Below are 20,517 nucleotides of genomic sequence, written 5' to 3'. Positions count from 1 at the left end.
GGTACAGGGCCGTGCAAGTGACGCGCCCGGCGGCGCGGTGACTGGCCGTGACTATAAGCGCAGGTGGGGGAGTGCAGAGTGGATGCGGGAGAGGCTGTGACGCTCTTGTTATGCCGGGGCGGATTCGGCGGGGTGCGGTGTGGGCGATTGGGGCGGATGTGCCGGTGGCGGAAAAGATCGCTTGACGAGAACGCCCTGTTCTTCCCTGGGACTTGAGGTGATCTTGGTCGGGTGGGTGGTGGGCGGTTCGGGGGGTTGTGTCCGTCGGGGGCGGGGCGCGCCGGGCACGGGGGCGGCGCGTGACCTTCGCATTGCTTCGTTGCGGCAGAGGTAACTGGCTGTTACCGCTGTGTGAGTTCGTCCCGCGGGCGCGGCAGGCGGTGTGGGCGCGGTCGAGGAGGAGGAAGTCGCGGTGTTCGCGGCCGCGCCGGTTGTGTGCGGCGGTGTGGGGGTGGGGGAGCGCGGCGCAGATGCGGACGTCGATGTGTGCCCGGTGTGCACGGTGTGTGCGGGGTGTTCCTGCGGCTGCTGTGAAAAGAGTTTCTGGAGTGACACGGACCGCCAACTGCACTTTTGCTGAATGTATGTGACTGATCGTCATGTCGACGATCCGGTCGACACGGACGGTGAACGCGAGGGCGTCGCGGGCCGTCGTGGCGCAGAGGGGTCACCGGGGCGGGCCACGGGGCGAGGGCGGGAGCGTGCGGGGCCGCCGGCAGGAGCGGCGAGGCGGTGGCGAGGGCGGCGGTGCGGGGCGCGGCGCCGGGGGCGAGGGGCCGGTGGTGGTGTGGCGGCGGGGCGGTCCTGTGGTCGTGCAGGCGTGGGGAGCCGCTACCGAGGGTGGCGGTGCCGGGTGACGTCGGCGTGCGGGGTGGGTGCGCAGTCGGCGGCGTCGGCGTCGGCGGGGCCGTCACGGCTCCACGGGCCCGATGCCGGGCATGTCCGGAAGGTGCCCGTCGGCCGTGCGGTCGCCGACCGGCGCGGGTCGTACCGTCCCCGCCGAGGAGCCGGTGACCTCGCCCGACGCGGCGCGCCCGGACCGGCTCGCGTGACGTCCGCGCCACCGACGGCACGGTCGGGCCGCGCGTACCGCACGAAACACGCCATCCGGACCGCCGGGAGTACCGGCTGCGGGGGGATCCGCAGCCGGAGGACTACGTCTGCAAGGCCGGGCGCCGGGTCGGCGTGGCCCTGATCCCGACCGGCCACGAGTACACGCTGCGCCGTCCTGCGGGCACGAGGGCGACCGTGCCCGCCGGGGCCGGGTCGCTCACGCTGCCGGCGGCGCCGAGTCGGTCATCGGGGCGTCCTTGAGCAGGCAGGTCAGGCGGGCCGAGCAGACCCGCCGGTCCTGCTCGTCGGTGATCACGATGTCGTACGTGGCCGTGGTGCGGCCGCGGTGCACGGGCGTGGCCACACCGGTGACGTGACCGGAGCGGGCGCTGCGGTGGTGCGTGCAGTTCAGGTCGACGCCGACGGCGAGGCGGCCGATGCCGCCGTGCAGCATCGCGCCGACCGAGCCGAGGGTCTCGGCGAGCACGGCGGAGGCGCCGCCGTGCAGCAGGCCGTAGGGCTGGGTGTTGCCCTCGACGGGCATGGTGGCGACGACGCGGTCCGCGGACGCCTCCTTGATCTCGATCCCCATGCGGGTGCCGAGATGCCCGGCGGAGAACAGGGCGGGCAGGTCGATGCCGTAGTCCTTGTACTCGTCGAGGACCTCTTGCGGGAACTTCACCTGGTTCTGCTCGCCCATGGGGCCCTGCTCCGTCCGTCGTTCCTCAGTGTCTGGCTGTGTGGTGCCTGGGTGCGTCTTACCCGTACGCGCTCGCTGAGCGAACGCTCAGTCGGTGCCGGATTGTTCCAGGCGCACCACGACGGACTTGCTGGCGGGGGTGTTGCTGGTGTCCGCGGTGGCGTCCAGCGGCACCAGGACATTGGTCTCCGGGTAGTAGGCGGCCGCGCAGACGCGGGCCGTCGGGTAGTGCACGACGCGGAACCCGGGGGCGCGCCGCTCCACACCATCGGTCCACTCGCTGACGAGGTCGACGTAGCTGCCCTCGGCGAGGTCGAGCTCCTTGGCGTCCTCGGCGTTGACGAGGACCACCCGGCGGCCGTTCCTGATGCCGCGGTAGCGGTCGTCCAGGCCGTAGATGGTGGTGTTGTACTGGTCGTGCGAGCGCAGTGTCTGGAGCAGCAGCCGGCCTTCGGGCAGGCGGGGGTACTCGACGGGCGCTGCCGTGAAGTTGGCCTTGCCGGTGGCGGTGGGGAAGCGGCGCTCGTCGCGCGGGGCGTGCGGGAGTGCGAAGCCCGCCGGGTCGGCCACCCGGGCGTTGAAGTCCTCGAAGCCCGGGACCACGTGGGCGATGCGGTCGCGGATCGTGGCGTAGTCCTTCTCGAACTCCGCCCAGGGCAGCGCCGAGTCGGGCAGCACGCGGCGGGCGAGGCGGGTCACGATGGCGGGCTCGGACAGCAGGTGGCGGCTCGCGGGCTCCAGGCGGCCGCGCGAGGCGTGCACCATGCCCATGGAGTCCTCGACGGTGACGAACTGCTCGCCACTGCCCTGAAGGTCGCGTTCGGTGCGGCCGAGCGTGGGCAGGATCAGGGCGCGGGCGCCGGTGACGGCGTGCGAGCGGTTCAGCTTCGTCGACACGTGGACGGTCAGCCGGGCGCGGCGCATGGCCGCCTCCGTGACGTCGGTGTCGGGGGACGCCGAGACGAAGTTGCCGCCCATCGCGAAGAAGACCTTCGCGTCGCCGTCGCGCAGCGCACGGATGGCCCGGACGACGTCGAAGCCGTGCTCGCGCGGGGGCGCGAAGCCGAACTCCTTCTCCAGGGCGTCGAGGAAGGCGGGCGCGGGGCGCTCGAAGATGCCCATGGTGCGGTCGCCCTGCACGTTCGAATGCCCGCGCACCGGGCACACGCCGGCGCCGGGGCGGCCGATGTTGCCGCGCAGCAGCAGGAAGTTGACCACTTCGCGGATGGTCGGCACGGAGTGCTTGTGCTGGGTCAGGCCCATCGCCCAGCACACGACGGTGCGGCGGGAGGCGAGGACCAGCTCCAGGGTGCGCTCGATGTCGGCGCGGGACAGGCCGGTCGCCGTCAGGGTCTCGTCCCAGTCGGCGGCGCGGGCGGCCTCGGCGAACGCCTCGAAGCCGTGGGTGTGCTCGGCGATGAACGCCTCGTCGGTGGCGCCCTCGGTGGCGAGGATCAGCTTGTTCAGGAGGCGGAAGAGGGCCTGGTCGCCGCCGAGCCGGATCTGCAGGAACAGATCGGTGAGCGTGGCGCCCTTGGTGAGGCCCTTGGGGGTCTGGGGGTTCTTGAACTTCTCCAGGCCCGCCTCCGGCAGCGGATTCACGGAGATGATCTTCGCGCCGCCGGCCTTGGCCTTCTCCAGGGCGGAGAGCATCCGCGGGTGGTTCGTGCCCGGGTTCTGCCCGGCCACGATGATCAGGTCCGCCTTGTAGAGGTCTTCGAGCAGGACGCTGCCCTTGCCGACGCCGATGGTCTCGGTGAGCGCCGAGCCGGACGACTCGTGGCACATGTTCGAACAGTCGGGCAGGTTGTTCGTGCCGAACTCGCGGGCGAAGAGCTGGTAGAGGAACGCCGCCTCGTTGCTCGTGCGCCCCGACGTGTAGAACACCGCCTCGTCGGGGGAGGCGAGCGCGGTCAGCTCCTCGCCGATGATGTCGAAGGCCCGCTCCCAGCTCACCGGCGCGTAATGGGAGGCGCCCTCGGCGAGGTACATGGGGTGGGTGAGGCGGCCCTGCTGGCCCAGCCAGTACCCGGAGCGCGTGGCCAGGTCGGTGACCGGGTGCGCGGCGAAGAACTCGGGGGTCACCCGGCGCAGCGTGGCCTCCTCGGCGACCGCCTTCGCGCCGTTCTCGCAGAACTCCGCGGCGTGCCGGTGCTCCGGTTCGGGCCAGGCGCAGCCCGGGCAGTCGAAGCCGTCCTTCTGGTTGACGCGCAGCAGGGTCAGGGCGGTGCGCTTCACGCCCATCTGCTCGCGCGCCATCTTCAGCGTGTGCCTGACGGCGGGCAGGCCGGCCGCGTGGTGCTGCGGCGCCCCCACCTGCGGCGCGTCCTGAACCGGATCGGATGCGGGCGGCTTGCCGGCCATGTCGGGCTCCCCTTCGAGCGGTTCTGCGCGGTCCTGCGAGCGTGCTGTGAGCTACCTCTCCGATCCTCGCACGGAGGTCCGACAGGGCCGCCGCCCGGTCGGGGTGGACCGGAGTGTCAGTGGGGTCTGGCAGGATCGGGGACGTGGCAGAAAAAGCAGCGAAGACGGCGAAGAAGACGGCGGCTGGCGCGACGAAGGCGGCGGACAGCGGTGCCGGTGGGCGCCCCCGGCTGATGCTCATGGACGGGCATTCGCTGGCCTACCGCGCGTTCTTCGCGCTGCCCGCGGAGAACTTCACGACGGCCTCCGGCCAGCCGACGAACGCGATCTACGGCTTCGCGTCGATGCTGGCGAACACGCTGCGCGACGAGGCGCCCACGCACTTCGCGGTGGCGTTCGACGTGTCGCGCAAGACGTGGCGGTCCGAGGAGTTCACCGAGTACAAGGCGAACCGGTCGAAGACCCCGGACGAGTTCAAGGGGCAGGTCGAGCTGATCGGCGAGCTCCTCGACGCGATGCACACGCCGCGCTTCGCCGTCGACGGCTTCGAGGCCGACGACATCATCGCCACGCTCGCCACCCAGGCCGAGGCGGCGGGCTTCGAGGTCCTGATCGTCACCGGCGACCGCGACTCCTTCCAGCTCGTCTCGGAGAACGTGACGGTGCTGTACCCGACGAAGGGCGTCTCCGAGCTGACCCGGTTCACGCCGGAGAAGGTCGAGGAGAAGTACGGCCTCACCCCCTCCCAGTACCCGGACTTCGCGGCGCTGCGCGGCGACCCGTCGGACAACCTGCCGGGCATCCCCGGCGTCGGGGAGAAGACGGCGGCGAAGTGGATCAACCAGTTCGGTTCGTTCGCCGAGCTGGTCGAGCGCGCCGAGGAGGTCAAGGGCAAGGCGGGGCAGAACTTCCGGGACCACATCGAGGCGGTCAAGCTGAACCGCCGCCTGACCGAGATGGTCCGCGACGTCGAGCTGCCGAAGACCGTCGGCGACCTGGAGCGCGCCGCGTACGACCGCACCGCGATCGCGATGATCCTGGACACCCTGGAGATCCGGAACCCGTCGCTGCGCGAGCGCCTGTTCGCCGTCGACCCGGGCGCCGCCGAGGCCGAGGCGGCCCCGGCCGAGCCGGGCGTCGAGCTGGACGGCACGGTCCTGGCCACCGGCGAGGTCGCGCCGTGGCTCGCCGAGCACGGCACGGCGGTGCTCGGGCTCGCCTCCGTCGACACCTGGTCGCTCGGCACCGGCTCGGTCACCGAGGTCGCGCTCGCCGCCGCCGACGGCGAGGCCGCCTGGTTCGACCCGACCACCCTCGACGAGGCCGACGAGAAGGCGTTCGCCGCCTGGCTCGCCGACGCGGCGAAGCCGAAGGTGCTGCACAACGCCAAGAGCGTGATGCGGGTCTTCGCCGAGCACGGCTGGAGCGTCGAGGGCGTCACCATGGACACGGCGCTCGCCGCGTACCTGGTCAAGCCGGGCCGCCGCTCCTTCGCGCTCGACGCGCTGTCCCTGGAGTACCTGGGCCGCGAGCTGGCCCCGGCGGGCGCCGCCGACGGGCAGCTCGCGTTCGGCTCCGAGGAGGACGAACAGGCCGAGGCCGACGCGCTCATGGTGCAGGCCCGCGCCATCCTCGACCTCGGCGAGGCGTTCGGCGAGCGGCTGAAGGAGGTCGGCGCCGCCGACCTGCTCACCGACATCGAGCTGCCCACCTCCGTGCTCCTCGCCCGCCTGGAGCGGTACGGCATCGCCGCCGACCGCGCCCACCTGGAGACCATGGAGCAGATGTTCGCGGGCGCCGTCCAGCAGGCGGTGAAGGAGGCCCACGCGTCGGTCGGGCACGAGTTCAACCTCGGCTCGCCCAAGCAGCTCCAGGAGGTCTTCTTCGGCGAGCTGGACCTGCCCAAGACGAAGAAGACCAAGACCGGTTACACGACGGACGCGGACGCCCTGGCGTGGCTGGCCACGCAGACCGACCACGAGCTGCCCGTGATCATGCTGCGCCACCGCGAGCAGGCCAAGCTCCGCGTCACCGTCGAGGGCCTGATCAAGACGATCGCCGCCGACGGCCGCATCCACACCACGTTCAACCAGACGGTCGCCGCGACCGGCCGCCTGTCGTCGACCGACCCGAACCTGCAGAACATCCCGGTGCGCACCGACGAGGGCCGCGCGATCCGCCGCGGCTTCGTGGTGGGCGAGGGCTTCGAGTCGCTGATGACCGCCGACTACAGCCAGATCGAGCTGCGCGTCATGGCGCACCTCTCCGAGGACGAGGGCCTCCTCGAGGCGTTCGCCTCCGGCGAGGACCTGCACACCACGGTCGCCTCCCAGGTGTTCGGCGTGGAGCGGGACCAGGTCGACGCCGAGATGCGGCGCAAGATCAAGGCGATGTCGTACGGCCTGGCCTACGGGCTGTCCGCGTTCGGGCTCTCGCAGCAGCTGAACATCGAGGCGGGGGAGGCCCGCGCCCTGATGGACACGTACTTCGAGCGGTTCGGCGGGGTCCGTGACTACCTGCGGCGCGTGGTCGACGAGGCGCGGGCCACCGGCTACACGGAGACCGTGCTCGGGCGGCGCCGCTATCTGCCCGACCTGAACTCGGACAACCGGCAGCGCCGCGAGATGGCCGAGCGCATGGCGCTCAACGCCCCGATCCAGGGCACCGCCGCCGACATCGTGAAGATCGCGATGCTGAACGTGGACAAGGCGCTCACCGAGGCGGGGCTCTCCTCCCGGATGCTGCTCCAGGTGCACGACGAAATCGTGCTGGAGATCGCGCCCGGGGAGGCCGCGGTCGCGGAGGAGCTGGTGCGGCGGGAGATGGCCGGCGCCGTCGCGCTCCGCGCCCCGCTGGATGTCTCGGTGGGCCTGGGCCACGACTGGGAATCGGCCGCCCACTAGCCTCGAGTGCGGCTCTCGTCGTGGCTGGCCGCGCAGTTCCCCGCGCCCCTGAGATGCGCACTTCGTGCGCCATCTCATCGGGGAGGCTGCGCGCAGCGCATGCCTCAGGGGCGCGGGGAACTGCGCGACCAGCCCCCACCGGCCGTCAGCCGACCGACGACCCGGGATCCCGGGGCTGAACGGGCACCCCCGTTCAGCCCCCACACCGCGCCCCCAGCGGAGCGCCCCCGCACGATGAGCCAATGCCCCGCACCCGCACCCTGACCACCCTCACCCTCGCCCTCGCCGCCCTCCTGACCACCACCCCCACCGCGAAAGCGGAAGCGGCCCCCCGGACCCCCGCCTGCCGTGCCGCCCGCCACCCCGCTCTGGCCGGACAGCTCACCCGGGACCTGAGGACGGCGCTCGCCGGGCGGCGCGGAACCGTCTCGCTCGCCGTGCACGACGACCGCACCGGGCTGGACTGCACCCTCACCCCGCGCACCCGCTACGACGCGGCGTCCCTCGTGAAGGTCCTGATGATGGAGGCCACCCTGCGCCGGGCCCAGAGCCGCGGCCGCGGGCCGACCGCCTGGGAGCGCGACAACCTCGGCCCCATGATCCGCCGGTCGGACAACGCCGCCGCCGGCCGCCTGTGGAACGACCTCGGCCGCACCCGCCTCGGCACCACCCTGACCCAGGCCGGCGCCACCCGCACCGTCCTCGGCCCCTACGGCTACTGGGGCCTGACCCGCACCACGGCCGCCGACCAACTGCGGCTCCTCGGCAAGCTCACCGCCCGGCGCTCGTTCCTGACGGCGACATCACGCGCGTACGGGCTGAAGCTGATGAGCGAGGTGCGCAAGAACCAGCGCTGGGGCGTGCCCGCCGGGATGCCGCGCGGCCTGCGCGCCCACCTCAAGAACGGCTGGCTGCCGCGGGCCACGCACGGCTGGCGCATCCACAGCATCGGCGCGTTCACCGGCCAGGGCCGCACCTACCGCATCGCAGTGCTCAGCCACGACAACCCGTCGATGGCCTACGGCGTGCGCACGGTCGAACGCGTGGCGCAGGCCGTCCACCGCACCCTCAACAAGGGGCGGGCCGGGGGGATCGGCCTCACCCCGCCGGACGAGATCAGCGAGCAGTCGGACGGCTCGGTTCCGCAGGACGCTCCGGACGCTCCGGAACGGCCGGCCTGGTTCGCACCCGGAGCAGCAGCGCGTACAGCACGAGCCCGATGACGAGCCCCGCGCCCGCGCCGAAGCACACGGTCGGCACGATCTCCCACGGCTTCCAGGCGAGCCCCTGCTCCTCCACGTACGACAGCCAGCGCACCACCCGTGCCGCCCCGCACCCGCACGCGCACCCGCCGATCACGACGAGCGCGAGCCACCGCTGCCGGGCGTGCGGTGCGGGCAGGCCGTCCGAGGGAGTGGCGCCGCGCACCGCGCCCCACAGGAACACCGCGATCACGACGAGCGCCAGCGCCGAACTGCCGTACTGCACGTACCAGTAGACCGGTGATCCGGCGACCGTCTCGCCGAGCACGGGCAGCAGCCGTGTGCCCCACCGGTCCGGGTGGGTGAACGCGTCCCACACCACGTGCGTGAGCGAGCCGGTCACCGCGGAGACGTACCACCACAGCCACCACCCGCGGGCGCGCACGGGACGGCCGCGCACCACCGTCCACACGCGGGCGCGCACCCCGCCCGGCAGCAGCGCGAGCAACGGCTCGCGCACCAGCCGCCACAGCGCGAGCAGCCCCGCCGCGAACACCGCGTCGACGGTGAACACCCCGGTGAACGAGTGCGTGAACGCGCCGAATTCCATGGCGCCCGGCACCGCGCTCGCCGCGAAATAGGTGAGGTCCGGCGCGAACGAACCGGCCACGAGCAGGGACGGTACGAGCCGGCCCCGCCCCGACCCGTCGCGCCGCACGAACGGCAGCACGGCGGCGGCATGGCTGATGGTGAACGGCACGGTTCCCCCGTATCGACTGGGCATTGACGCGGCGGCGCGCGGTGAGCAAGCGTCGAAGCGTACGGCAACACTTCGCGTCGCCCGCCCGAGGGGACGGTGAACAGCGGGCCGGGGACACCGCCCCTGCTTTCAGGGCCACGAGAGAGGGTGTCCGCGCGAAAGAAGTTGACGTAGTGTCGGCGGGGTCGTGCGCTGGGGAGCGTGCGACGGCGCCGTGCAGCTCCGCAACCCGGGGCGAACCCGGTGCCCAGGCCGGTACGGGCGATTGCGGGAGGGGTTCGCGGTATGGCGGCGGTTTTCGGCAGGAGGCTGCGCAGGAGCGTGATGACGACCGCGATCGCCGCCGCGGCGGTGGCGGCGCTCTCGGCTTCGCAGGCACCGGGCGTGACCCCGCACCAGGCGGACAGCGGCCGTTCGGCGGCCGACCACTCCGACGGCGACACCCCCGACACCGCGTCGGGCCCCGACTACTACACCGAACTCCCGCCGCTCGACAGCCCCACCGCGCCCGCGACCCCGTCGCCCGGCACGGGCGGCGGCGCGAGTGAGGCCGAGGCAGGCATCCCCGCCACCGTCCTGGACGCGTACAAGAAGGCCGAGGCCGAGCTGGCGTCGTCCAAGCCCGGCTGCAATCTGCCCTGGCAGCTGCTGGCCGCGATCGGCAAGGTCGAGTCGGGCCAGGCGAGCGGCGGCAACGTCGACGCGCACGGCACGCTGAAGAGCCCGATCCTCGGCCCGCCCCTCGACGGCAACGGCTTCGCGAAGATCACCGACACCGACGGCGGCCTCTACGACGGCGACACGGTCCACGACCGGGCCATCGGCCCCATGCAGTTCATCCCCTCCACCTGGGAGTGGGCGGGCCGCGACGGCAACGGCGACGGCAAGAAGGACCCCAACAACATCTACGACGCGGCCCTCGCCGCCGGCCACTACCTGTGCCGCTACGACTGGGACCTGTCGAACGCCAAGGACCTGAACAAGGCGATCCTCAGCTACAACAACTCCTCGGACTACCTCGCCACCGTCCTGTCCTGGATGGAGTACTACCGCAAGGGCAGCTACGAGGTCCCGGACGGCACCGGCGTGCTGCCCAAGCACCCGAGCGGCAACGGCGGTTCGCCGTCGACGCCCACCCCGTCCCCGTCGCCCACCACCCCGGGCGGCAGCCCGTCGCCCACCACCCCGGGCTCCGGCGGCTCGCCGCACCCGACCCCGAAGCCGACCGACCCCTCCACCCCGGCGAATCCCTCGCCGAAGCCGACGCCCACGCCGACCCCCACCGACTCCGTCACCAAGCTGGCCGACGCGGACACCGGCACGCTCGGCGCGACGGCCGGCGACGCCTTCGCCGAGCGGGTGCAGGTGCGGGCCAAGGACAAGGCGGGCAAGGGCGTCGCCAAGGTGAAGGTGCGCTTCCGGATCATCGGCAGCACGGACGCCCGGTTCGACGGCGACGCCACGAGCGCCGTCGTCACCACGACCACCGCCGGCACGGCCACCGCGCCGAAGCTGACCGCGGGCGAGAAGACCGGCACCTTCACGATCCGCGCCACCGTCGTCGGCAGCTCCGTGACCGGCCTCGACTACACCGCGAAGGTCACCGAGCGGGTGGCCGACGCGCTGGCCCGCACCAGCGACAAGGAACTCACCTGTGTCGCCGGCGGCACCTTCGACGACGGCGCCGTGACGCTGAAGGCGACGTACAAGGGCGCGGTCGCCGACGGCGTCACCGCCACCGCCACCCTCATCAAGGCCGAGGACGACCCGGCCGAGGCGACGACGGGCCCCTCCTTCAAGGACGCGGACGGCAAGACCGTGCGCACCCTCAAGGGCCTCAAGACCGGCAAGGACGGCCTGCTCGCCCTCCCGAAGCTGTACGCGGACGACGCCACCGGCACGTTCCTGCTGCGGGTCACCACGGCGGGCGGCGCGACCGTCACCGTCGAACTGAAGGTGACGGCCGCCCCCACCGACACCCCGAGCGACGGTGCCTCCGGGACGCCTTCCACGTCCGCGAGCCCGTCCGCGTAGATCCTGGCGCGCACCGCCCCTCCGAGCCCCCGGCCGACGATCGGCCGGGGGCTCGCGCGTGCCCGGCGTCAGGTCGCGTCCAACGTGTTCTCATCTCCGTCCGGCATTGCTACGGTGCTCCGACCCAAGACTCTGACGACCCATCAGATCCAGACTCGGGAGGCCGGACATGCGTGCCCTCATCGCGGCGGCGATCGGCCTCGCCGCCGCCCTCGCCCTCGTCCTCACCATCTCGGCGGTCGGCGCCCCCACGGGCGAGACCTCCCCGAAACCCCTGCTCACCACCGTCCCCGACCACCCGTGACCGTCCGAACCACCGTCCCTGAACCCGTAGTTGAGGAGGGCCGCCGAGATGCGCCGCAAGGCAAGCCTGATCCTGCTCGCCTTCGCCGTGTTCTTCACGGCGATGTCCCCGCTGATGCGCTGGTACGCGTTCCCCCGGCTGGCGAAGGTCCCGGCGAACCAGTACCAGACGATGGTCCTGGAGGCGAAGAACGCCACCCTCGTCGACTACGGCACCATGCAGGCCAAGAAGGTCCCCAAGCTCACCGTCGTACAGACCCTCAAGGGGAACGTCGAGGAGTCGGACAAGATCGAGAAGAGCGCCGGGCGCGACGTCGTCGTCTGGGACGGCCTCAGCTACATCGTGGGCCCCGACGGTGAGTTCGTCTCCCAGATCCCCGAGCGCTACATCTTCGACGCGCACAGCCAGGAGCCCGTCCACGCGACCGGCGAATCCGTCGACGGCGACCAGGTCACGCGCGAGGGCATCGAGTTCAAGTGGCCGTTCCTGACCGAGAAGCGGGACTACGAGTACTTCGACGCGCGCGCCCGCATCACCCGCCCCATCCACTACAAGGGCACCGAGGACTTCCGCGGCGTCACCGTCTACCGCTTCGAGCAGACCATCCCCTGGACCAAGGTGCCCTTCCCCAAGAAGCTCCCGGTCAAGGGCATCACCTCGGAGTCCGTCGCCAAGACCGGCACCGAGATGTGGTACACGACCGTGCGCACCTTCCTGGTCGACCCCACCACCGGCGCCCCCGTCTACGGCGACGAGAAGCACAAGGAGGAGATGCGCGGCGGCACCCTGCTCGGCGGCGACGGCAAGAAGATCACCGCGTTCGCCGGCGACGTGAAGATGCGCGAGGACTACATCAAGGACACGGTCGACCTGGTCAAGTCCCAGCGCACCCTGGTCCTGCTGCTCACCTCCTACCTCCCCTGGGGCTTCCTGATCCTCGGCGTCCTGCTGCTCGCCCTGGCCCTGTGGCTGGAGGCCCGCAGCCGCCGTCCCGGGAACCCCGAACCCCACGCCCCGGCCGAGCCGGAGCCGGTCAGCGTCTGAGCCGCGCGTTCGTGTGCCGGGTCGGCTCCGCCGCCGCCGGGTCCTCGGGCCACGGGTGCTTCGGGTACCGGCCGCGCAGATCGGCCCGCACCGACCGGTAGCCGTCGCGCCAGAACGAGGCCAGGTCGGCGGTGACGGCGGCGGGCCGCCCGGCGGGGGAGAGCAGATGGACGAGGAGCGGCACCCCCGCCACGGCAGGCGTCTCCTGGAGTCCGAACATCTCCTGCAACTTCACCGCCAGCACCGGCTGTTCGGGATCGGCGTAGTCCACCCGCACCGACGACCCGCTGGGCACCGTGATCCGCTCCGGGGCCAGCTCGTCGAAGCGCGCCGCGTCCCCGCTCGCCCACGGCAGCAGCCGCCGCAGCGCCGACCCGGCATCGATCCGGGCCAGGTCCGCGCGCCGCCGGGCCCGCCCCAGCTCCGGCTCCAGCCAGTCGTCCACGCGCGCGTACAGGGCCTCGTCGCTCACGTCCGGCCACGGCTCACCGACGTGCCGCCGGACGAAGGCCAGCCGCTGCCGCAGCGCCTCCGCCTCCCGCCCCCAGCGCAGCAGCCCGAGCCCCTCCCGCCGCAGCCCCGCCAGCAGACCCTCCCGTACGAGCGCGGGGGACGGGCTCCTCAGCGGCCGCACCGTCAGTTCGATCGCGCCGAGCCGGGTGACGTGCCGAGCCACCAACTCTCCGTCCGCCCAAACGACTTCGTCACCCTCCGCCCGCAAGTGCGCGGCGGCCCACCGGGCGGTCTCCTCGTCGACCACGGCCCCGAGCCGCACGCGCGCGTGCCCGGCGCCGACGGGCCGGTCGGCCACGGCGACGGCCAGCCACCCGGCGTCCCGCAGCGCGGATCCGTCCCCGACATCGGCCCGGGTGCCCGACGCCATCAGGAACGACCCGCCCGAGCGGCGCGCCACCCGCTCGGGGAACGCGAGGGCGGCGACGAGCCCGGCGGCCTGCTCGTCGGACAGGTCGGCGCCGCTCCCGCCGGGCTCCTCGGACGCCCCGGCCACCCGGGACAGCCGCCGCACCTCCGCGGCCCACCGCCCCGCGTACGCGTCCCCCCCGCGCCGGGCCGACCGCAGCGCCTGCCCGAGATCGTCGCCGTACGCGCGCGGCGGCTCCTCGCTCAGCAGCGCGACGACCTCCGCGGCCCGCCGCGCGGACACCACCGGCGCCGCGTCGACCAGCGCGCGCCCGAGCCGCGGATGCAGCCCGAGCCGCGCGAGCCGCTGCCCGCGCGCCGTCACCCGCCCGGAACCGTCCCCGCCGACCGCCCCGACCGCCACCAGCACGTCCCGCGCCGCCGCCATCGCCCCGCCGGGCGGCGCGTCCAGCAGCGCGAGACCCGACGCCTCCGGATCACCCCAGCACGCCACCTGCAGCGCGAACGCCGTCAGGTCCGCCACCTTGATCTCGGGGGAGGTGAACCGCGGAAGGCGCCCGTCCTCCGCCTCCGCCCAGCACCGGTAGACCACCCCGGGCGCCTCACGCCCGGCGCGGCCCGCGCGCTGCGTCCCGGCCGCGCGCGACGCCCGTACGGTCGTCAGCGCGCTCAGCCCCCGCGCGTGGTCGACGCGGGGCTCGCGCGCCAGCCCGGCGTCCACGACGACCCGCACCCCCGGCACCGTCAGCGACGACTCCGCGACGGCCGTCGCCAGCACCACCCGGCGCCGCGTGCCCGCCGAGAGCACCGCGTCCTGCACGGCGGCGGGCGCCCGCCCGTGCACCTGGAGCACCTCGGTGCCGGCGCTGTCCCCGCCGAGGCTCCCCAGCTGTCCGGCCACCCGCGCGATCTCGCCGACGCCCGGCAGGAAACACAGCACGTCGCCCGCCCGCTCGGCCAGCGCCCGCCGGACCACCGACGCCACGTGGGTGAGCAGCGCCGGATCCACCCGCATCCCGTGCGGCGGCCGGACCGGCGCGGTGGGCGGCGCCCACACCACCTCCACCGGGTGCGCGACGCCCTCGGCCTCGACGACCGGCGCGTCCCCGAGCAGACGGGCCCAGCCCTGCGCGTCCGTCGTCGCCGACGCCGCGACCAGTTCGAGCTCGGGCCGCAGCGTCTCCCGCACGTCCCACAGGAAGGCGGCCACGGTGTCCGCGTCGAGATGCCGCTCGTGCACCTCGTCGAGCATCACCACGTCGACGCCGGCCAGCTCCTGGTCGCGCTGGAGCCGCTGGAGCAGCACGCCGGTGGTGACGACCTCGACACAGGTCCGCGGCCCGACGACCCGCTCGCCGCGCACCGTGTACCCGATCCGCTCGCCGACATGCTCGCCCAGCAGCCACGCCATCCGCCGGGCCGCCGCCCGCGCCGCGATCCGCCGCGGCTCGGCCACCACGACCCGGCGCACCGCGGCGCCCTCGTCGAGCAGCCCCGCGAGGACCAGCGGGACGAGCGTGGTCTTGCCGGTGCCGGGCGGCGCGACGAGCACGGCGACCCCGGACCCGTCGAGCGCGCGCCGCAGCGCGGGCACGGCGGACCGGACGGGCAGGGCGGAGAGGGCATCACTGCGGATCACGACGCCCAGTCTCCAGCACGCCCGAAAGACAGGAGCTAGGCCCGGTCGTCCCGCTCGCAGACGAGGATCGCCGAGCCCGGGATCAGGTTGCCGCGCAGCGGCGACCAGCCGCCCCACTCCTGCGTGTTCCACGCGGGCCACTCCGGCTCGACCAGGTCCACGAGCCGGAAGCCGCCGGCCACCACGTCCCGGACCCGGTCCCCGACGGTGCGGTGGTGCTCGACGTAGACCGCGCGCCCGTCGTCGTCCTGCTCCACATAAGGGGTGCGGTCGAAGTAGGAGGCCGAGACGGTCAGGCCCTCGGGGCCCGGCTCGTCGGGGAACGCCCAGCGGATCGGGTGCGTGACGGAGAAGACGAAGCGGCCGCCGGGCCGCAGCACCCGGTGCACCTCGCGCAGCACCTGCACCTGGTCCGCGATGAAGGGGAGCGCGCCGTACGCGGAGCAGGCCAGGTCGAAGGAGCCGTCCCGGAACGGGAGCACGCCCGCGTCCGCCTCCACCAGCGGCACCCTGATCGCGGAGCCGTCCTGGATGCGCTGCGCGTGCTGGAGCTGGCGGTGCGAGAGGTCGAGGGCGACGGGCCTGGCCCCCTGCGCGGCCAGCCAGCGCGAGCACTGGGCGGCGCCCGCGCCGATCTCCAGGACGTCCTTGCCCGCGAGCTCCTCGGGCGGGCCGAGCAGCTCGGCCTCCACCTCGTCGAGCCCCTCGGGGCCCCAGACGAAACGGTCGTCGCCGAGGAACGTGCCGTGCTCCACCTGATAGTCGTCCGCGTTCCGGTCCCACCAGCCGCGGTTGGCCCGCGCGCTCTCCGTGGTGTCCGCGTCACGCCGGGTGGCCGTGGAGTCCTCGTCGACCGTGTTCATGGAGGTCGACGGCTCGTACGCTTCGATTGGTCCGGACTCTTGGATGATCGGCTCCCTGGTACTAATCTGCCTGCACTGCGGACCGCGTGGCCTCGTGGGACGCGATGTGTGCCGGGTATGCGGCGATCCGCCCCGGGTGTGCGCCTTCGCGCATTGACCGTGTCCGGCTGCCCCCGTATGCTACAAGTTGCGCTGCGGGCCTGCGTTCCTCAGACATAGCAGGCTGCGCTCGCATCTGTCGTATGTCCCCTCGGTTGTCGAGGCGCCTCCCGGAAGATCGGGATTCGGCGCTTCCTAGGCTGTCCGGCTTCTTCGGTGCGAAACAGGTCCCGGCGTAGCAGTACCCACCGACTTTCAATGTCCGCCGGAGCCCTTTCCCACATGACGAGCAGCACCGAGACCACCGCCACCACCCCGCAGGTTGCGGTCAACGACATCGGTAACGAGGAAGCTTTCCTCGCCGCCATCGACGAGACGATCAAGTACTTCAACGATGGCGACATCGTCGACGGCGTCATCGTCAAGGTTGACCGGGACGAGGTTCTCCTCGACATCGGTTACAAGACCGAAGGTGTCATCCCGAGCCGCGAGCTCTCGATCAAGCACGACGTCGACCCGAACGAGGTCGTGGCCGTCGGCGACGAGATCGAGGCCCTGGTTCTCCAGAAGGAGGACAAGGAAGGCCGTCTGATCCTGTCCAAGAAGCGCGCTCAGTACGAGCGTGCCTGGGGCACGATCGAGAAGATCAAGGAAGAAGACGGCATCGTCACCGGTACCGTCATCGAGGTCGTCAAGGGTGGTCTCATCCTCGACATCGGCCTCCGTGGCTTCCTGCCGGCCTCCCTCGTCGAGATGCGTCGTGTCCGCGACCTCCAGCCGTACGTGGGCAAGGAGCTCGAGGCGAAGATCATCGAGCTGGACAAGAACCGCAACAACGTGGTCCTGTCCCGCCGTGCCTGGCTCGAGCAGACCCAGTCCGAGGTGCGCCAGACGTTCCTCACCACCCTGCAGAAGGGTCAGGTCCGCTCCGGCGTCGTCTCCTCGATCGTCAACTTCGGTGCCTTCGTGGACCTGGGTGGCGTCGACGGTCTCGTCCACGTCTCCGAGCTCTCCTGGAAGCACATCGACCACCCGTCCGAGGTTGTCGAGGTCGGCCAGGAAGTCACCGTCGAGGTTCTCGACGTCGACATGGACCGCGAGCGTGTCTCCCTGTCGCTGAAGGCGACGCAGGAGGACCCGTGGCAGCAGTTCGCCCGGACCCACCAGATCGGTCAGGTCGTCCCGGGTAAGGTCACGAAGCTCGTTCCGTTCGGTGCGTTCGTCCGCGTCGACGAGGGCATCGAGGGTCTGGTCCACATCTCCGAGCTGGCCGAGCGCCACGTGGAGATCCCGGAGCAGGTCGTCCAGGTCAACGACGAGATCTTCGTCAAGGTCATCGACATCGACCTCGAGCGCCGCCGCATCAGCCTCTCGCTGAAGCAGGCCAACGAGGCCTTCGGCGCCGACCCGTCGGCCGTCGAGTTCGACCCGACCCTGTACGGCATGGCCGCGTCCTACGACGACCAGGGCAACTACATCTACCCCGAGGGCTTCGACCCCGAGACCAACGACTGGCTCGAGGGCTTCGAGACCCAGCGCGAGGCCTGGGAGACCCAGTACGCCGAGGCGCAGCAGCGCTTCGAGCAGCACCAGGCTCAGGTCATCAAGTCCCGCGAGGCCGACGCCCAGGCCGAGGCCGAGGGTGCTGTCGCCGGCGCCGGCGCGGCCCCGGCTGCCTCCGGTGGCGGCGGCGGTTCGTACTCCTCGGAGTCGGACGACAACTCCGGTGCGCTTGCTTCGGACGAGGCGCTTGCCGCCCTTCGCGAGAAGCTGGCCGGTGGTCAGAGCTGAGCTGAGCCCTTCGGGTTCCGCTAGGTAGTTGTTCGGCGGGCCGTATCCCTTCGGGGGTGCGGCCCGCCGTTCTTTTTGTGCCGCGCCGTCGTGGTTGCTCGCGCAGTTCCCCGCGCCCCTTGCGGGGCGTCAGAAACTTGGCCGATACAACAGTTGTCCGTGTGCCGTAACAGGGCGTTGCCAGGATCCCCGAGTCACGCAAGATCACTCGGATCTGAGGGAGCCCTGCACATGACAGCAGCACAGCAGCAGACGGCGGGCACGGGAAACAGTCGGCGGGCCTTTCTGCGCAACGTCGGGCTCACCGGTGGCGCGGGCGCCATGTTCGCCACCATGGGCGCCCTCGGCCTCGCCCCCACGGCGCAGGCCGCGCAGCGTGAACTCCCCTATCGCGCACCGCGCCCCGGGGACTTCTCGCTCAGCGGGCGGGGCGCCGCGAAGGTGGTGATCGTCGGAGGCGGCATCGCCGGTCTGGCCACCGCCTACGAGCTGGGCAAGGCGGGCTACGACTGTACGGTCCTGGAGGCCAGGGACCGTACGGGCGGCCGCAACTTCACGGTGCGGGGCGGCGACTCGACCGTGGACCTGTACGGCAACAAGCAGACCGCGCGCTTCAGTGACGGGCAGTACATGAACGCCGGGCCCGCGCGGCTCCCGCAGTGGATGGTCACCCTCGACTACTGCCGTGAACTCGGCGTCCCCGTCGAGGTGTTCACCAACACCAATGCCGACGCCTACCTCTTCAACGAGTCGGCCGGCATGACGAAGCCCGTGCGCTACCGCACCGCCAAGGCCGACGTGTACGGCTATCTGTCCGAGCTGCTGGCGAAGGCGACGAACAAGGGCGCGCTCGACAAGGAGCTGACCGCCACCGACCAGGAACGGCTCGTCGACTTCCTGGCCGACTTCGGGGAGCTGGGGGACAAGCTGACCTACGAGGGCGGCGAGCGGCGCGGCTACACGACCGTGCCCGCGGCCGCCGGGACGCCCGGGGTGCTGCTCGGCGACGTACCGTCCGCGTCCGAGGTGTTCGCGAGCGGCGTCGGACGGTACTTCTCCTTCGAGTTCGGCTTCGACCAGGCCATGCTGATGTTCCAGCCCGTGGGCGGCATGGACCGGATACCGCAGGCGCTGACCAAGGCCGTCGGCGCGCGCAGGGTGCACACCGGGGCGGCCGTCAGCAGGATCACGGACAAGGGCGACCGGGTCGTCGTCACCTACACGCAGGGCGGACGCACCAGAACGATCGAGGCGGACTTCTGCGTCGGCGCGCTGCCGCCCAACATCCTCGCCAGGATTCCCCACAACCTCGGCTCCGGCGTGCAGAGCGCCCTGGAGGCCATCACCCCGCAGTCCGCCGGAAAGATCGGCCTGGAGTACAGGTCCCGCTGGTGGGAGCTCGACCACCGGATCTACGGCGGCATCACCGAGACCGACATGGACCTCAGCCACATCTGGCACCCGTCGTACGGGTTCCACGGCGAGCGCGGCGTCATGATCGGGTACTACAACTACGGTGACGACGCGGACGCGTACGCGAAGCTGAGCCCGGCGGCGCGCGAGGCACGGGCCGTGGCGCAGGGCGTGAAGATCTACGGCGAGAAGTACCGCACCGAACTCGCCACGTCGTTCTCCCACCACTGGCGGCAGACCCCGCACCTGGAGGGCGCCTGGCACAACACCCCCGGCGGCCCCGACGACCCGCGCTACAGGCCGCTCGACGATCCGTCGGGCCGCGTCTACTTCGCCGGTGACTGGCTCAGCCACACCGACGCCTGGCAGCACGGCGCGTTCACGTCGGCGCGGCGGGCCGTGACCAAGCTGCACGCGCGCGTGATGGCGAGCTGACGTGTAAGAGGCAGCTGAGAAAGGGCGCGGGCGGGAATGCTCGCGCCCTTCCGGCGCGTTCCCCTTGAAGAACACGAGGAGGAGCGGTCACTGTGCTTGATCCGCAGGATTTGTACACATGGGAGCCGAAGGGCCTGGCCACGGTCGACATGGCGCTCGCCCAGGAGTCCGCCGGCCTTGTCATGCTCTATCACTTCGACGGCTACATCGACGCGGGAGAGACCGGCGACCAGATCGTCGAGCGTCTCCTCGACGCGCTGCCGCACCAGCTCGTGGCGCGCTTCGACCACGACCGGCTCGTGGACTACCGGGCCCGCCGCCCGCTGCTGACGTTCAAGCGCGACAGCTGGAGCGACTACGAGGTCCCCTCGATCGAGGTGCGGCTCGTCCAGGACGCCACCGGGGCGCCCTTCCTGCTGCTGTCCGGCCCCGAGCCGGACGTGGAGTGGGAGCGGTTCGCCGCGGCCGTCCAGGAGATCGTGGAGCGGCTCGGCGTCCGGCTCGCGGTGAACTTCCACGGCATCCCGATGGGCGTGCCGCACACCCGCCCGGTCGGCCTCACCCCGCACGGGAACCGCGTGGACCTGGTGCCCGGGCACCGCAGCCCGTTCGAGGAGGCCCAGGTGCCGGGCAGCGCCGAGGCGCTGATCGAGTACCGGCTGACGCAGGCCGGGTTCGACGTGCTCGGCGTCGCCGCGCACGTCCCGCACTACATCGCGCGCTCCGCGTATCCGGACGCCGCGCTCACCGCCCTGGAGGCGGTCACCGCCGCCACCGGGCTCGTCCTGCCGGGCATCGCGCACGCGCTGCGCACCGAGGCGCACCGCACGCAGACGGAGATCGACCGGCAGATCCAGGAGGGCGACGAGGAACTCGTCGCGCTCGTGCAGGGACTTGAGCACCAGTACGACGCGGCGGCCGGCGCCGAGTCGCGGGGCAACATGCTGGCCGAGTCGATGGAGATCCCCTCGGCGGACGAGATCGGCTTGGAGTTCGAGAGGTTCCTGGCGGAGCGGGAAGGCGACTAGTCT

13 protein-coding genes are annotated in these 20,517 nt (G+C 72.1%); 8 read left to right on the top strand and 5 right to left on the bottom strand.

Features of this window, described 5'->3' with window-relative positions; genetic code table 11:
• Positions 1–1,270 precede the first annotated feature (1,270 nt).
• Together ABT127_RS00480 and ABT127_RS00475 are read right to left on the bottom strand one after the other, a co-directional pair.
• On the bottom strand, positions 1,271–1,753 hold the full coding sequence (locus ABT127_RS00480; RefSeq protein ID WP_351443630.1) for a PaaI family thioesterase: 483 nt from the start codon (positions 1,751–1,753) through the stop codon (positions 1,271–1,273).
• 87 nt (positions 1,754–1,840) lie between these two features.
• Positions 1,841–4,117 carry an FdhF/YdeP family oxidoreductase gene (locus ABT127_RS00475; RefSeq protein WP_351443629.1) on the bottom strand — a complete coding sequence of 759 codons (2,277 nt, stop codon included), beginning with the start codon at positions 4,115–4,117 and terminating at the stop codon, positions 1,841–1,843.
• Between the two features lie 233 nt (positions 4,118–4,350).
• Between ABT127_RS00475 and polA the strand changes: the two genes are divergently transcribed.
• Complete coding sequence (gene polA / locus ABT127_RS00470) at positions 4,351–7,020, top strand: DNA polymerase I (protein WP_351444035.1); 2,670 nt, start codon at positions 4,351–4,353, stop codon at positions 7,018–7,020.
• A 242-nt stretch (positions 7,021–7,262) separates the two neighbouring features.
• Positions 7,263–8,243 carry a serine hydrolase gene (locus ABT127_RS00465; protein ID WP_351443628.1) on the top strand — a complete coding sequence of 327 codons (981 nt, stop codon included), beginning with the start codon at positions 7,263–7,265 and terminating at the stop codon, positions 8,241–8,243.
• On the opposite strand, the gene ABT127_RS00460 is transcribed toward ABT127_RS00465, so the two are convergent.
• Positions 8,137–8,982 (bottom strand): DUF4184 family protein, encoded by an 846-nt coding sequence (locus ABT127_RS00460; protein WP_351443627.1) that lies wholly within the window; start codon positions 8,980–8,982, stop codon positions 8,137–8,139. The genes ABT127_RS00465 and ABT127_RS00460 overlap by 107 nt on opposite strands.
• A 285-nt stretch (positions 8,983–9,267) precedes the next feature.
• On the opposite strand from ABT127_RS00460, the gene ABT127_RS00455 reads away from it, so the two are divergent.
• From ABT127_RS00455 to pgfA, 3 genes are all read left to right on the top strand, one after another.
• Positions 9,268–11,016: a lytic transglycosylase domain-containing protein gene (locus ABT127_RS00455; RefSeq protein ID WP_351443626.1), complete on the top strand. Its 1,749-nt coding sequence runs from the start codon at positions 9,268–9,270 to the stop codon at positions 11,014–11,016.
• A 169-nt stretch (positions 11,017–11,185) separates the two neighbouring features.
• On the top strand, positions 11,186–11,320 hold the full coding sequence (locus ABT127_RS00450) for an SPW_0924 family protein (RefSeq protein WP_351443625.1): 135 nt from the start codon (positions 11,186–11,188) through the stop codon (positions 11,318–11,320).
• A 48-nt stretch (positions 11,321–11,368) separates the two neighbouring features.
• Entirely contained in the window at positions 11,369–12,364 is a 996-nt protein-coding gene (gene pgfA / locus ABT127_RS00445; protein ID WP_351443623.1) for a cell envelope lipid trafficking protein PgfA, read from the top strand.
• Here pgfA and hrpB read toward each other — a convergent pair.
• Together hrpB and ABT127_RS00435 are read right to left on the bottom strand one after the other, a co-directional pair.
• Positions 12,354–14,885, bottom strand: a complete 2,532-nt coding sequence (hrpB, locus tag ABT127_RS00440) for an ATP-dependent helicase HrpB (RefSeq protein WP_351443622.1) — start codon at positions 14,883–14,885, stop codon at positions 12,354–12,356. The two genes, pgfA and hrpB, sit on opposite strands and share 11 nt — an antisense overlap.
• Positions 14,886–14,920: 35 nt before the next feature.
• Positions 14,921–15,748 carry a class I SAM-dependent methyltransferase gene (locus ABT127_RS00435; RefSeq protein WP_351443621.1) on the bottom strand — a complete coding sequence of 276 codons (828 nt, stop codon included), beginning with the start codon at positions 15,746–15,748 and terminating at the stop codon, positions 14,921–14,923.
• A gap of 381 nt (positions 15,749–16,129) precedes the next feature.
• Here ABT127_RS00435 and rpsA point away from each other — a divergent pair, with 381 nt between their 5' ends.
• The 3 genes from rpsA (at position 16,130) to ABT127_RS00420 (ending at position 20,514) form a co-directional block, all read left to right on the top strand.
• Positions 16,130–17,638, top strand: coding sequence for a 30S ribosomal protein S1 (rpsA, locus tag ABT127_RS00430; RefSeq protein ID WP_351443620.1), 1,509 nt, complete (start codon positions 16,130–16,132; stop codon positions 17,636–17,638).
• 321 nt (positions 17,639–17,959) lie between these two features.
• Positions 17,960–19,486 (top strand): flavin monoamine oxidase family protein, encoded by a 1,527-nt coding sequence (locus tag ABT127_RS00425; RefSeq protein WP_351444034.1) that lies wholly within the window; start codon positions 17,960–17,962, stop codon positions 19,484–19,486.
• A 92-nt stretch (positions 19,487–19,578) separates the two neighbouring features.
• Positions 19,579–20,514 (top strand): PAC2 family protein, encoded by a 936-nt coding sequence (locus ABT127_RS00420; protein WP_351443619.1) that lies wholly within the window; start codon positions 19,579–19,581, stop codon positions 20,512–20,514.
• Positions 20,515–20,517: the final 3 nt, after the last annotated feature.

This window comes from Streptomyces sp. NPDC001904, from assembly GCF_040297005.1.
Lineage (GTDB): Bacteria > Actinomycetota > Actinomycetes > Streptomycetales > Streptomycetaceae > Streptomyces.
This window is presented reverse-complemented; position numbering and strand designations above follow the sequence as displayed.